The 14,632-nt window shown below is 42.7% G+C and carries 12 protein-coding genes; 6 read left to right on the top strand and 6 right to left on the bottom strand.

What is annotated here, in order from left to right; all coding sequences use genetic code 11:
• Window positions 1–284 precede the first annotated feature (284 nt).
• Window positions 285–884, bottom strand: a complete 600-nt coding sequence (locus AB5Z01_RS10255; RefSeq protein WP_287215776.1) for a flavin reductase family protein — start codon at window positions 882–884, stop codon at window positions 285–287.
• A gap of 239 nt (window positions 885–1,123) precedes the next feature.
• Window positions 1,124–1,438: a hypothetical protein gene (locus AB5Z01_RS10260; protein WP_287215774.1), complete on the bottom strand. Its 315-nt coding sequence runs from the start codon at window positions 1,436–1,438 to the stop codon at window positions 1,124–1,126.
• A gap of 145 nt (window positions 1,439–1,583) precedes the next feature.
• On the opposite strand from AB5Z01_RS10260, the gene AB5Z01_RS10265 reads away from it, so the two are divergent.
• The 3 genes from AB5Z01_RS10265 (at window position 1,584) to AB5Z01_RS10275 (ending at window position 5,677) form a co-directional block, all read left to right on the top strand.
• Window positions 1,584–2,210: a TetR/AcrR family transcriptional regulator gene (locus AB5Z01_RS10265; protein WP_022287659.1), complete on the top strand. Its 627-nt coding sequence runs from the start codon at window positions 1,584–1,586 to the stop codon at window positions 2,208–2,210.
• Between the two features lie 153 nt (window positions 2,211–2,363).
• Entirely contained in the window at window positions 2,364–3,065 is a 702-nt protein-coding gene (locus AB5Z01_RS10270) for an ABC transporter ATP-binding protein (RefSeq protein WP_117856743.1), read from the top strand.
• Window positions 3,065–5,677, top strand: coding sequence for an FtsX-like permease family protein (locus AB5Z01_RS10275; RefSeq protein ID WP_368365520.1), 2,613 nt, complete (start codon window positions 3,065–3,067; stop codon window positions 5,675–5,677). The genes AB5Z01_RS10270 and AB5Z01_RS10275 overlap by 1 nt, the downstream gene beginning before the upstream one ends.
• A gap of 115 nt (window positions 5,678–5,792) precedes the next feature.
• Here AB5Z01_RS10275 and AB5Z01_RS10280 read toward each other — a convergent pair whose 3' ends face one another.
• Both AB5Z01_RS10280 and AB5Z01_RS10285 read right to left on the bottom strand, forming a co-directional pair.
• The gene (locus AB5Z01_RS10280; protein ID WP_256321045.1) at window positions 5,793–6,716 is read right to left on the bottom strand and encodes a hypothetical protein; all 924 of its coding nucleotides are present in this window, start codon (window positions 6,714–6,716) and stop codon (window positions 5,793–5,795) included.
• A 51-nt stretch (window positions 6,717–6,767) separates the two neighbouring features.
• Window positions 6,768–7,643 carry a radical SAM protein gene (locus AB5Z01_RS10285; RefSeq protein WP_256321046.1) on the bottom strand — a complete coding sequence of 292 codons (876 nt, stop codon included), beginning with the start codon at window positions 7,641–7,643 and terminating at the stop codon, window positions 6,768–6,770.
• A 118-nt stretch (window positions 7,644–7,761) separates the two neighbouring features.
• Here AB5Z01_RS10285 and AB5Z01_RS10290 point away from each other — a divergent pair, with 118 nt between their 5' ends.
• Window positions 7,762–8,937: an iron-containing alcohol dehydrogenase family protein gene (locus AB5Z01_RS10290; protein ID WP_368365521.1), complete on the top strand. Its 1,176-nt coding sequence runs from the start codon at window positions 7,762–7,764 to the stop codon at window positions 8,935–8,937.
• Between the two features lie 37 nt (window positions 8,938–8,974).
• Here AB5Z01_RS10290 and AB5Z01_RS10295 read toward each other — a convergent pair whose 3' ends face one another.
• Entirely contained in the window at window positions 8,975–9,970 is a 996-nt protein-coding gene (locus AB5Z01_RS10295) for an aldo/keto reductase (protein WP_368365522.1), read from the bottom strand.
• A 158-nt stretch (window positions 9,971–10,128) separates the two neighbouring features.
• Here AB5Z01_RS10295 and AB5Z01_RS10300 point away from each other — a divergent pair, with 158 nt between their 5' ends.
• Window positions 10,129–11,700: a CotH kinase family protein gene (locus tag AB5Z01_RS10300; RefSeq protein WP_368365523.1), complete on the top strand. Its 1,572-nt coding sequence runs from the start codon at window positions 10,129–10,131 to the stop codon at window positions 11,698–11,700.
• A 294-nt stretch (window positions 11,701–11,994) separates the two neighbouring features.
• Window positions 11,995–13,359, top strand: coding sequence for an NCS2 family permease (locus AB5Z01_RS10305; RefSeq protein ID WP_195221311.1), 1,365 nt, complete (start codon window positions 11,995–11,997; stop codon window positions 13,357–13,359).
• Window positions 13,360–13,477: 118 nt separating this feature from the next.
• On the opposite strand, the gene AB5Z01_RS10310 is transcribed toward AB5Z01_RS10305, so the two are convergent.
• On the bottom strand, window positions 13,478–14,533 hold the full coding sequence (locus AB5Z01_RS10310) for an SGNH/GDSL hydrolase family protein (RefSeq protein WP_287215759.1): 1,056 nt from the start codon (window positions 14,531–14,533) through the stop codon (window positions 13,478–13,480).
• Window positions 14,534–14,632: the final 99 nt, after the last annotated feature.

Genomic DNA, 14,632 nt, shown 5'->3' on the forward strand with positions numbered 1-14,632 from the left:
AAGGGTCGTTGGTTCGAGTCCAACAGGGGGAGCCAGAGAGCTGTAGCTTTTGCTATGGCTCTTTTTTTGTATATATGCTTTTGTGTCAACGAAAGCAGTTAGAGTGTAATGTTCGCATTTAATCGTTTATTTATGCCTTTTCTCGGCTTAACTACAAGAGTAGTTTATATATGTATGGAAACAGTGCTTCCGTATGCTTACACTAATGTAGGTGTACGGAAGCCTTTTTTGTTGCACAAAATCTTTAAGTAGAAAAAATCACAGCACCAGTTAAAGTGCTGTGATTATGAACTGCCCGATAAATTGGAATTTGTATATTTTGAAAAATCACCTATTTTGCCAAGTAATTTTCCAATACTATGATACATTCCCGAATAAATTACAGGTTCTAATTTCGTAAGATCCACATCAAGTGTATCTCTACATTCCATCTGTTCTTCTATTTGAATATTCCTTATTCTGCAGAAAAAGGTTGTTGATTCTCCAATTTCAATTGATTGAACTACTTCACATTCATATATCCACCTACTCGCCTCCAAAACAGGAACATCCACAATCTCTCCCCTACCAACATCATATGAAATTTCATCCTTCTTCCCATCCTTCGCATGATGTGTGCCAAAATAATCCATAAGTTCGATCATGTCTGTGCTAACAAGATTAACGCTTAAAACACCAGTTCTAATTACATTCTGTTTGGTCCTTTTAGTACCAAACATACTGATAATTAATAAATAGTCATTCTCTTTCTCATTGGTTATGCTAACCCATGTAATTGGAGCAAAGTTATGCGTTCCATCTTCATTGTTTGTACCAATAATAAAAGCAGGCTGAACACACATTGAAAAGTGTGTTCCTATTGATTTTCGCTTTATAACTTTCAACTAATCCTACCTCCTCAAATTCCGATTTGTCGAGCAGACACATTCAATCTGCCGTTAAAAGCATTATACCATATCAAAATAAAAAAGTCAAAGAAAGGGTCAGATAAGCAAAATCAGTTTTTCATTTCTTCTTCGTGCAGGCGGTCAAACTCGGCATAATACTGTTAATTTCTCCTATGATTAACCGCTTTATCTCGACCCGATTATTATTTGACTTGAATAGTTACTATGTTGTAATATCAGACCGGAGCCGCATATACTCCGTAGATCTCGGTATAATTAGAGGTAAATATGTGAAGCTGTCCCATGTCATAAATGCTTACTCCGTAGTTGCTGAAAGCTTGTGCAATGTCATCGTATGAGTAGAAAGCAACTCCTGACGATACCTCGCTTGCACTAATGCAAATATCCCAGCTATATGAGTACTTGTTTTCAAGAACCAGCATAGGAGCGCTGTCACAGTTGTAAACCATAGCAATTTTATAGCTATCGCTTATATACTTTAACCCGTCTGAAATCGTGAGATCTGACCAGACAGGTATGCCGCTTCCCATTTTATTTTGTAATAGTCACCAATCACATAACGCTGTTATGTTTCGATATCATATAATATGCTGAAAATATAGTAAATGTATTGACATATCGAGCGCTATATGTTAAGATAACAGTGTTATGTGAAGTGGAAAGCGGGGTGCAGTAATGGGTGACGAACTTGAAACAAGGGAAAAGCTGTTGGAAAGTGCAATGGCCGAGTTCTCTGAAAATGGTTATATGAAGGCTTCTCTGAGAAAAATATGCGCTGACGCAGGCGTTACGACCGGTGCGCTGTATTTCTTTTTTAAAAATAAAAATGACTTGTTCAAAGCTATTGTCGATGAGCCGCTGAAAGAGCTTTGCAGGCTTCTTACGGAGCATTATATGCAGGACGCTCAGGATATGGATAGCGATGACCCTGCGGTGCTGTCTGCTGAGTATCACATTGATACTCACACCGACCTTGACAAGCTTGTTGATTATATGTATCTCCACTATGACGTTTTTATGCTGCTGCTCACGGGTGCGCAAGGGTCTGAGTATGAAAATACTGTGGATATGATCGTAGATATGACAGAACAGGGCTTTAGAATATCAGCGGAAAAAGCTGCCGCAAGAATGCCTAACTGCCACGTTGATGAGTATATGCTTCATTGGATAACCCATATAAGTGTTGACGCCTACACTCATTTGCTAACTCACGAGAGAGATGTGGAAAAGGCAAAGCTCCATATGCGCAGAGTAATGGAGTTTCTAATAAAAATATGGTTTACAATGATAGTCGAGGATTAGAAAATTGCCGCCTGCGGGCGGTAACTTTTAGAAACCTACATAACAACGTTATGTGTGAATTTTGTATCTCAAATGTCGATGAAATGTGCAGATATGCACATTTTTATATAAAGTAAAGTTAGCTAAGTCTAACTCATAAATGGAGGAAATGATATGTATTTGGAGATCAAAGATGTGAAGAAAAGCTACGGCAGTGACGCCAGCTATATTCAGGTGCTAAAGGGTATCACCACAAGTCTAGAAAAAGGTCAGATGTGCGTTATTCAGGGTACGAGCGGCTCTGGTAAATCCACGCTTCTTAACTGCATAGGCGGTCTTGACACTATGGACAGTGGCTCTGTTAAGGTCGACGGTAAGGAAATTTTCGGTCTTAAACCTGATAAGCTTGCCGACTACAGAAAGGAAAATCTGGGCTTTATCTTTCAGTTTTATAACCTCGTTCCAAATCTGACAGTTGTGGAAAATATTCAGGTTTGTGAATATCTTTCAGATTCGCCACTGGATATGGAAGAACTTCTCACAACATTGGGACTTTCCGAACACAGAAACAAGTTTCCGTCACAGCTTTCAGGCGGTCAGCAGCAGAGATGTGCTATAGCAAGGGCACTTATAAAAAATCCAAAGCTGCTTTTGTGCGACGAGCCTACAGGCGCTCTTGACTCCAAAACTTCAAGGGATATTCTTATCCTGCTGGAAAAAATCAATGCAAAATATGGCACAACAATGCTTATCGTTACCCACAACAACGCTATAAAAAATATGGTGCATAAGGTAATAATCGTTAAGGACGGACTTATCAAAAAGGATTATCTTAACGAAACACGCATACCTGCCGCAGAGCTGGAGGACTTGTAATGAACAGGGTACTCAGAAAAAGGCTCGGACGTGAGCTTAAAACAAATTTTGCACGTTATCTTGCGCTTGTATTGCTTATCGTAATGGGAATGTACATAATAGTTTCCGTGGTTGCAAGCGCAGACACTATCATCGACGGAACTGCCGAACATGGTAAGCAAAACAAGGTCGAGGACGGACAGTTCGGCGTTTTTATTCCTCTTACAGACGAGCAGGAAAAGGAAATATCAGACAAAGGAATTACTCTTGAACAGCATTTCAGCATTGACGTTACCGCGAAGGACGGCTCAAAGCTCCGTGTTTTCCGTAAAAGAAATGACATTGACCTTATCGAGCTTGACAGCGGCAGACTTGCTGAGAAAAAGGGCGAAGCGGTAGTCGAAAAGCGCTACAGCGAGGAACATTCTCTGTCAGTGGGCGATAAGCTTACAGCAGGCGGAGTTGAATTTGAGATAGTTGGAATAGGAACTACACCTGACTATGACACACCTTTTGAAAATTTCTCTGACACGGCTGTGTCAAGCAAGGGCTTCGGACTTCTTTTCGTAAGCGACGATCAGTATGACTATTTCAAAAATGACAGCGAACAGAAAGCCGAAGACCTCTGCTATGCTTACAGACTTAACGGCAAGGCAACTGACGATGAGCTGAAGAAAATGATCGAGGATTTTGACTTTGATTATAAAAAAGTCACAGACAAGTATTATCTTGAAACTATCAAGGACGTCTTGAAGCAGCGTGACGATATTTCAAATGGTATCGACAAGCTCTATGACGGCTCTCAGACCCTTAAAGACGGTGTGAAAGACCTTTCTGAGGGAGCAGACGCTCTCTATGACGCAATGGGCGGATTTTACGAGGGTGCAAAGGCACTCCCAGAGGGTGCGAACGCTATCACGGCAGGAGTTAAGGCCGCATATGACGGCTCAAAAGACCTGTCAGAGGGTGCAAGATGTGCATACAGCGGTGCAGAAAGCCTTGCAAATGGTATTGATAGCTTCAAAAAGCAGGCTGACGAGCTTCTTGACGAGTTGTTCACCATTGATCTTGACAACCTGACAATGTTCGTGAAAAAGGGCGACAACGTTCGTATAGCTGGTGCGGCAGGTGACGTTGTCATGAACAAATATGCAGGACTTGGTGTGGGTGTTATACTTATGGCACTTCTTACCTATGTTATCTCTGTTTTCGTCATTCATCAGATTCAGCGTGAAAGCAGTGTTATAGGTGCGCTTTATGCACTTGGCGCAAAGAAAAAAGATCTTATCCGCCACTACGTAACATTGCCGACTATAGTTGCATTTGTTGGCGGAATAATCGGTGCGGTCATAGGCTTCTCGCCTGTGGGAATCGATTATCAGCTTCTCGACAGCTACGCATATTCCTCGCTCCCTGATTTTACCCCTGTTTATCCTTTGTATCTTATCATTTACAGCATTGTAATGCCTCCTGTTGTTTCGTTTATAGTTAATACCCTTGTGATAAACAAGCGGCTTTCTCAGACGGCTCTTTCACTTATCAGAAACGAGCAGAAAACAGGTCACTACAGCAGAGTGAAGATAAAGAGCAGGAATTTTATCCGCAGATTTCAGATACGCCAAATGCTTCGTGAAATGCGCACAGGCATAACAGTGCTTCTCAGTATGCTGTTTTCACTGTTCATTCTTATGCTTGGCGTTGATTGCTACTATCTCTGTGAGAACGTGAGAAAAGACACTATAAATGACACAAAATACGAGTATATGTACACTCTGAAATATCCAGAGGAAAGCGTTCCAGAAGGTGGCGAGGCTTGCTTTGTAAAAACGCTTTCAAAGGAACAGCTTGGCTATAACCTTGATGTCACCGTTATGGGTATGGACAGCGACAACAAGTATTATGATGTGAAAACGCACAAGGGCAAGAGCTTTATAACAGTGAGTCAGTCAGTTGTGGAGCGTTACGGAGTGGCAAAGGGCGATAAGTTTATCCTGACAGACGATGCGACCTCAATGGATTACGCATTCACAGTGGAGGATATCTGCGACGAGCGTGGCGGACTTATGGTGTTCATGGATATTGACAGTATGCGTGAGCTTTTCGGTGAGAGCGACACTTACTACAACTGTTTGCTCTCAGACAAGAAACTTGACATTGACGAGGGCAGACTTTACAGCACAACAACAAAATCGGATATCGAGCGTTCAGCGGCAGTTTTCACGGATCTTATGATGTCAATGATAGTAATGCTTATCGCAGTTGCTGTAATAATTTTCTGCTCTGTGATGTTCCTTATGCTGAATGTTACAATAGAAAGGGCTTCCTTTGGAATATCTCTTGTGAAAGTGTTCGGCTATAAGACCAAGGACGTGAAAAAGCTTTACCTAAACGGAAACGCAATTATCATAACTTTGGGCGCACTTATCGAGATACCGCTTTCAAAGATGTTTATGGACAAGGTTTTCCCAGTGTTCATTCCAAACGTAACAAGCGGAATAAACCTTGCATTCCCATGGTATGCTTACGTTATAATTTTCGCAGGAGTAATGGCAACATACTTTATCATCACATCAATTCTTGTAAGAAAGCTTGGCAAGATAACCCCTGCCGAGGTGCTTAAAAACAGAGAATGATTTCTTAATATACAAAAAAACGTACAGAGCGTAATGATGTGACCTCCAAATCGTTAGATTTTTGGTCTAACTTCTGAGGGTCGGATCATAAAGCTTTGTACGTTTTTGATTATGCCTAATTTGTATTATTGTCTATTTTGGTTATGATAACTGCGGCAATGGTAAGGACAATATATCCTGCTGTGACCTCAAATGGAAATTTTATTATTGCCGTTTTAGGGATTATAAAAGGCAAGGTAGATATTGCACAGCATGGAGGAAAATAAAGCTTTGCTTTTCGGCAAAGAACGAATATCACAGCCGAGGATAAAACTGCACCAAATGTCAGGGTAAGCCCAAGCTTTTCAGAGATAAAAAATCTTGCCATAACGCCTGCGAACGCAGCCGCCGCCATGAGAGCAATTGCTGTGTATTTCCTTTTCATAAGCTTTGAGCCTTTGCCGCTAAGCTCAAAAAATGCAACGATAAGCGGCGGAGCGATAAAGAATATCTCGTAAAAATGCGCAGGCAATATGCAGATAACAAGCACCGTGATGACTTGTTTTGCTCTTAGTTTGAGAAGCTCTGAGCTTGGTTCAATAGGTCTATATTTATACTTTTCATGAAGTCCAAAGCACTCAAGAACTTTTTGAAAAATAAGTATAAATGCTGTCATGACCGCAACGGAAATTACGTAAACAGAGCTTTTTGTACCCATAAGTATCGGAAGTATGCAGGCGGAAACGGCAGGAACGAAGCTAGTTTTTGACAGTGTTATAACGCTCACTGCTACAAGAAGTCCCAAAGCTATACGAAGTATAAGTATCTCAGGGATAAACCGCACTATGCACACGCCTGCGACGGCGGCAGAAACTATCGCCGCAAAAAGCCGTGTTCGAGAGGTGTTCCAAGATTGCACAGGCGCAATTAGCGCACCCATTGCCACCGCCGTTATCTCAGGAAAAATTATTTCCTTTTCCCCGAAGATCTCCGCCGAGCCGACCATTATTGCCACCACAGCAAGGGATATTCCCATAGCTATATTTTGATTTTTGTTCATTGCTTCACCTTGATGTTTTTTTATTTATTATAACATAAAGGGGAGAGGTTTTCAATTGGTGGTGTCAAAAATACTCGTCTGACCGTCACTCACGTCAAATTCGTTTTCGTATGCGAAAATCTCCTCTGGGCTGTACATGACACCATGGCTTTTGCACTGAGATACAAAAATATCCATAAGTTTCTTATTGTTCGGACTATTGCAGATATAAGAATTTCCAAAGGTACGGATATATTTTTCTTTCATTCCCGGAAAATGCTCGTCAAGCTTCTTGTAAAAATACTCTCTGTCGCCCTCACGGAGAGTGACCCCGAAGCTAAAGCATATTATCCCCTTAACGCCTGCATCAAAGCACATATCCAATATGCGGCGTAAATTTTCTTCCGTATCGTTTATAAAAGGCAGAATAGGCGTGAGCCACACGACAGTTGGGATTTCACGCCGCTGAAACTCTTTCAGCACCTCGTATCGCCCTTGAGTGGTGCAAACATTCGGCTCTAGTATCCTGCAAAGCTTTTCGTCAGCCGTTGTAAGGGTCATTGCAATGACCGCCTTGCTCTTTTGGTTTATGCGCTGGATTATATCAATATCACGGAGAATTTTGTCAGACTTTGTGATAAGCGTGACACCAAAGCCGTATTTTTCTATTGCCATAAGGCTTTTCAGCGTGAGCTGTACTGTCATTTCAAGTGGCATATAAGGGTCGCACATTGCGCCCATGCCTATCATGCACCTGCGGCGTTTGCGTTTGAGGGCTTCTTCGAGAAGCTCCACGGCGTTTTCTTTTATTTCGATATCTTCAAAATCATGCTGCATATTATAGCATACCGAGCGGCTGTCGCAGTAAATACAGCCGTGCTGACAGCCATGATATAAATTCATGCCGTTTTTTTGCAAGAGTATACCTTTTGCCGTTGTGAAGTGCATAGCTTTTCCCTCCATGATTTATTACTAATATTATAGCACATATGTTCCACAAAGTCAAGGCTTGAAAATCGCCGTCAAAGGTGCTATAATGGATAAAAAGCCCAAAGGAGCGTAAAAAATGAGAAATATACCTACAGATATTTACATAGAAAATGGAGCGGTAAAAAACCACGGGGGCAAAATAGCGGAACTTGGCAAAAAAGCCATGATAGTCACAGGCAGATATTCTTCTGCGGTGAATGGTTCTCTTGATGATGTCAAGGCAGTGCTTGAAAGTCAGGGCATTGGATATGTGATATATAATGATATTGAGGAAAACCCGTCTGTGGAAACTGTTTACACGGCGGCAACGGCGGCGGTAAAATACGGCGTAGATATGTTCGTGGCAGTGGGCGGCGGTTCGCCAATGGACGCTAGCAAGGCGATATCAATGCTTGCTAAGAATGGGATAGTTTGCGAAAATGCCGAGTTTTCCGAAAGCGAGAGCGTTGTAAAAGCTGAGAAGTGTGAGTTTTCAGACAGCATTGCCAAGGTGGAGGAGCTTCTTTACACTCCTGCGAAACTACCTTTTTACCCTATAGTCTGTGTGCCTACCACCTGCGGAACAGGCTCGGAGGCTACACCTTATTCTATCCTGACTTCCCACATCAAGCAGACCAAGAAATCTATTGCCCACAAAATATTCCCGTCACTTGCATTGGTTGACTACAGCTATCTTAAAACCTCCTCATACAGCGGCATGAAAAGCACCTGCGTTGACGCACTTGCTCACATGATAGAGTCACGGCTCAACACCAACGCAAATGCGTTCAGCCGTGCATACGCTGAGGAGGGTATGAGGCTTTGGGCAAGCTGTAAGGGCTGTCTTGAAACTGAGGAGAGATTTGCTCATATGACCGATGATGAGTTCTCAACTTTCATGCAGGCATCAGTGCTTGCAGGCATGGCGATAGCCTACACAGGCACAAGCATACCTCACGGTCTGAGCTATACTTTGACCTATGAAAATGGCGTACCCCACGGCAAGGCAGTAGGCGTTTTTCTGTCAGGCTTTTTGAAAAAATACGGTGACAGCACCGAAGCTGAGTATGTTGTAAAACAGCTTCTTGGCTTTGACGATATCGACGCTTTCAGGGATTATATCAGGACGCTTTTTGGCAAGCTTGATATGTCAGAGGAGCTTTGGAAAAAGGACAGGGACGGAATACTTGCCAACCCTGCCAAGCTTAAAAATTATCCTTTTGAGCTTACGGCAGATGTGCTTGACGATTACGTTCACTATTATAACGCATAAAAAAGCTGTCAGGACGGTGGCTCTGACAGCTTCTTTATTACATCTTCGCAAGCCTGTCTATCTCTGCAAGTTCAGCTTCTGTGAAGTCAAGGCGGTCAAGACAGCCTATGTTTTCCGTTATCTGCTCAGGACGGCTTGCACCGATAAGCACAGTAGTAACAGCCTTGTTGTGAAGCACCCATGAAAGTGCCATTTGCGAAAGGGTCTGTCCCCTCGAAGCGGCGATATCATTAAGCTTGTTGAGCTTTTCTATCATTTTGTCGTTAAGCTCATTGCCTATCCATGTTTCGCCTTTGCCTACCCTTGAATCTGCCGGTATGCCTTTTAGATATTTGCTTGTGAGAAAGCCCTGATACAGCGGTGAGAACACTGCAATGCCAAAGCCCTCAGAAAGTGCAAGGCTGTCAAGCTTATCGTCCTCTATCCAGCGGTTGAGTATGGAATATGAGGGCTGATTGATAATAAAAGGAGTTCTGAGCTCACGGAAAATTTTCAGCATTTCGGCTGTGTCGGCTCTGTTGTAATTTGATATGCCAACATAAAGCGCCTTGCCCTGCCTTACTGCATTGTCAAGTGCAAGGGCAGTCTCTTCAAGAGGCGTTTCGGGATCTCTTACATGGTGATAGAAAATGTCAATATATTCAAGTCCCATTCTTTTTAGAGATTGGTCAAGGCTTGCCGTGAGATATTTTCTCGAGCCGTTTCTGTCACCGTATGGACCTGCCCACATTTCATAGCCTGCCTTGGTGGAAATGCACATCTCGTCACGGAACTCTCTCATGCCACGGTCGAGTATCCTGCCGAAGTTTTCCTCTGCCGAGCCGTTGTAGGGATTGCCATAGTTGTTTGCAAGGTCAAAATGTGTGATACCGCTGTTGAACGCAGTGTGTACCATTCTTTCCATGTTCTCAAAATTGTTTTTCAGGCTGAAATTCTGCCAAAAGCCCAAAGACAACGCAGAAAGCTTAAGCCCGCTTTTCCCACAGCGGTTGTATATCATTTTGTCATATCTTTTATCGTCAGGTATAAACATTTCAAAAAACCTCCTATATAATCGTGTTAGTGCATAAATTATCCCACTTACTTTTATGATTATAGCATATTGTATTATCTATGTCAATGTGCTATAATTGAATAAGTTATATGATAAAAAATATGTGTGTAATGCACAATAAATGGAAAGATAATAATATGAGAAATGATATGAACAGAAGAATTATCGCTGCTGTATGTGCAGTAGCCATGACGGGAGCAATACTCACAAGCTGTGCTAAAGAAACAGGGGAAAGCTCAAAAGCAGAGAGTAGTTCTGCCGGATCTCAGGCTGTGACAACAACGGCTGAGCCTGTTGTAACTCTCCCTGCCACCACAAAACAGGTGATAAACTCTGAACCTGCTACTTATGAAAGCCTGAGTGCTGACAAGGCTGAAAAAGAAAGTTTTAAGAAAAAGATACGATTAGAAAGTAAGATACCTGTTATAAGCGTCACGACTGCCCCTGACGATATGATAGCTTCAAGGAAGAAGTATACTTCCTGCGTGGTGGACGTTTTCAATTGTGATGAAAAATTGGAGATAAACGAAGCCTCAGCAGGCATAAAGGTAAGAGGAAATTCAAGCGCATATTACGGCGATGTTAGTCAGATCCTTGCAAACAAAGTGCCTTATAGGATAAAATTTGATAAAAAGACAAATATGCTTGGGCTTAATAACGGCGCAGAGTGCAAAAGCTGGGTGCTGTTGAAATCAGATTGGGATCTAATAAGAAATGATATCGCATTCCGTTTTGGCAGAACTATCATGGGTGACAGCAATTTCTGCTCAGACGGTCAGCTTGTTCACCTCTATGTGAACGAGGAGTTTCAAGGCGTTTATGAGCTTTGCGAACAGTGTCAGATAAATCCAAACAGAGTGGATATCTCCGAGCCTGAGGAGGGCTACACTGACACTGATATAGGCTATTATCTTGAGCTTGACAACTATGCAACAAGCGATGAGGATAACCATTATATAAGCATGGACTATGAAAATGCCACTGTCACCGACATAAACGGCGAAACAAGGCAGTTCGTTCCTGCGGAATATTCTATCAAGAATGACCTCTATTCGCAAAATCAGATAGACTTTATTGACAAGTATCTCAACAATCTGTTCAAGATAGTTTATGAAGCCTGCGAGAACGGCAAGTATTACAAATTTGATGAAAATTATGACCTTGTTGACTCTGATGTTACCACCGCTGAGGAAGCCATTTCTAATGTTATGGATATAGACTCAGTGAGAGATATGTATATTCTTTATGAGATCGTACATGACTATGACTGTGGTGAGGGAAGCTTCTATATGTGCGTTGATCTTTCAAAGGACAGTAAATGTCCTAAGCTGAAATTTACCTCACCTTGGGATTTTAACTGGGCATATAATGACAGCACTGAGAAATATTATGCTGGTGCTTTCACAGACAAGAATTTTGTGGCTAAAAAAGGCGACCGTTCAAACCCATGGTTTATCGTTCTTTGTAAGCAGGATTGGTTTATGGACGCTGTCAAGGAAAAGTGGACGGAGATGAGCCGGGAGAAGCTTTTACAGGGCTGTATAAAAGCAGAGCGTGAATATCTCAAAGAGTATGACGCCGACCTTAGAAAAGGCGAAGAGTGGGGTCCTGACTCTGCGGAGGATCTTTTCAATTGGATCGAAAACCGCATTTATTGGCTCAATAGTCAGTGGAAAATAAAGTCTGACGTTAGTAACAGTGCTTCTTAAATGATAAATTTTATTCAATTAAGGCAATACCGCGCAAAGATTGTGCGTCAGATGCGTAGTCAGATTTTTTTGTCAGATTGCACAAAAATTCCGCAGGCATACTGCCGTATGTCAAGGGATTTTTGTGTGATATGACGGAAAATCTGCAAGCAGATGGCGTGCAAAGCCGTCAGGCGGGCTTTGTGCGGTGTTGCCTTAATAAATCAGGCTTGAAAAATGTTGTAAAATCGGTATAATAAGATAGTATCCCCGTATTGAAAGGAGGAAATGTCTGCAACGCAGGCATAATAAAATATGACGGAAAAAATATTCAAGCTGAAAGAAAATCACACCGATGTTAAAACTGAGATAATGGCGGGCGTGACGACTTTCATGACCATGGCATATATCCTTGCCATAAACCCGAGCATTCTCGGCAGTACGGGCATGGATCCTACAGCCGTACTTCTTGCCACCTGTATCGCCTCTGTTATTGGAACAGTGTGCATGGGACTTATGGCAAATCTGCCTTTTGTGCTTTCCGCAGGTATGGGACTTAACGCTTACATGGCTTACACTGTTGTGGCAGGCTACGGCTATCCATGGCAGGTTGCACTGCTGGCGGTTTTCATCGAGGGTATCGTCTTTATCGTGCTTTCTCTTACAAACGTCAGAGAAGCCATTTTCAATGCAATACCTGTGGTGCTGAAAAAAGCGGTGTCCGTTGGTATCGGTCTTTACATTGCCTTTATCGGACTTCAGAATGCCGGACTTTGCGTTGACAGTTCAGCCACTCTTGTTACCATAACAGGCTTCCGCAAGAATTTCACAACTTCGGGCATATGTGCGCTTCTCACTATCGTGGGACTTTTCATCACTATTATCCTATATATCAAAAAAGTCCGTGGCTCTATTCTTATGGGTATAGTGGCAACATGGGTAATAGGCATGATATGTCAACTTGTAGGGTTGTATGTACCTGACGCTGAAAGCGGCTACAACTCACTTTTCCCTACAATGTCGCTTACGGATTTTTCAAAGCTTGGCGAAACATTTGGTCAGTGCTTTAAGGTGGATATGCACAGCATTGGTATCTTCAATTTTATAGTCGTGGTATTCTCTTTCCTGTTCGTTGACCTTTTCGACACTTTAGGCACTCTTATCGGCGTATGTTCAAAGGCAGATATGCTTGATGAAAAGGGCAGACTTCCGCAGATAAAGCCTGCGCTTCTTGCTGACGCCGTTGCCACAACAGCAGGCGCAGTTCTTGGTACTTCCACCACAACAACATTCGTTGAGTCCTCAGCAGGCGTTGCCGCAGGAGGCAGAACAGGTCTTACCTCTATCACAGCCGCAGTGCTGTTTGCACTGTCAATGTTCTTTGCACCTATCTTCACGGCTATCCCGTCATTTGCAACAGCTCCTGCACTTATAGTAGTAGGCTTTTTGATGTTCAGCTCTATCACTGACATCAAGTTTGATGACGGCAATTATACAAAGGCTATCCCTGCGTATCTTTGTATTCTTTCAATGCCTCTTTTCTACAGCATTTCAGAGGGCATCTCTCTTGGAATAATCTCATACGTTGTTATAAATCTTATTTGCGGAAAGCGCAAGGATATCACACCGCTTATGTATGTGCTTGCAGTGCTTTTCGTGCTGAAATATGTGTTCTTATAAGGAAAGCTTTCAAAGAACAGTTCTGAAACTAGCCATGCTTTCCTGTTCGTTCTGCTACAGAATGAGAATTGGCGTAAAATGACAAAAAAGCGGCAGCCGTTACCGACTGTCGCTTTTGTTATATACTTTTTATTATCTCTCTGAGTTTTTCCGTAAGCACTGCCGCTGCCTTGTTGTGGGTCTTTTCAGTAGGGTGCCAGTTTGCCGCAAAGCCGTCATTTGCTCCGTCCTGCTCATGGAACATCATTGAGCTTATCTTGCTGTCTGCGTGGCTTTCAAGATATATCTTTATTCCCTCCTCAACAGCAGGGAATATCCTCTCGCCCATTATTCCGACAGTGCAGAGAATGTAAGCCTGCGGATTTTTCTCACGAACGACCGCAAGAAAATCAGCATAAAGCTTTGAGAAAACAGCCTGCCTGTCCTTGTGGTCACGGCAGTAGCTGTCGTCGTTTGTGCCAAGGTTTATAACGATTATCTGCGGAACATATTTGCTGAAATCCCATGGTATATCCTGCGGAGCAGTTCCTGTAAAATTGCCCCTTGAAAAGCCGTAGCTGCAATAGAACTGTGGAATTGTCTGTTCGCTGATAGGCTCGTCACCCTCAGTATAGCCTGATACTATACCGTAGCCGCTGGCTGAAAACATACTGTATTCAGCGTCAAGTGCCTTTGCAGTCTTGTAGGCGTAGGCTTTTGTAACGTCCTCTGTGGCGGTGGTGAACTGGTGGTTTTCGTCCTCATCGTCAACGCCGTAGCCGCAGGTTATAGAGTCGCCGATAAATTCTATTTTAAGCGGTTTTTCAGGCAAGGCCTCAGCACTGCCCTCGGTGAAAGCTTCAATGCCAATTGCTGACATTGGAGATTCCGAAAGTTTTATTATCTCCACCACCGACTTTGCACTTTCCGTGCGGCCTATTACCATGACCTCTTTTTCTGCACAGTCGATCATCTCGTCAACTACTCTTTTGCCGTCAACATAAACGGCTATCCTTGCATAGTCGATAGGATTATCGCCCACTGCGATATTGTCGCCTTTGAGCTTCAAAACAAGCTTTGTGCCGTCAAATGTGAATGACGCACCGCTTCCTGAAAGACCGAGCCACATTACCTCGTCTTTGAAATATACTCTGCCTGTGAGCTTTGCATTTTTGTCGAGCTGTAATCTATCCATACTTTTTCCTCTTTTTCATCTATGATCTTCTTTAGCTGACGCAAAAAGGCTGCGTGTCAGCTCCGTAACAATAAGAGTATAACACACAGCCATATTATT

It is taken from the genome of Ruminococcus sp. RTP21359st1_H3_RTP21359_211015 (assembly GCF_040909065.1).
GTDB classification, from domain to species: domain Bacteria; phylum Bacillota; class Clostridia; order Oscillospirales; family Ruminococcaceae; genus Hominimerdicola; species Hominimerdicola aceti.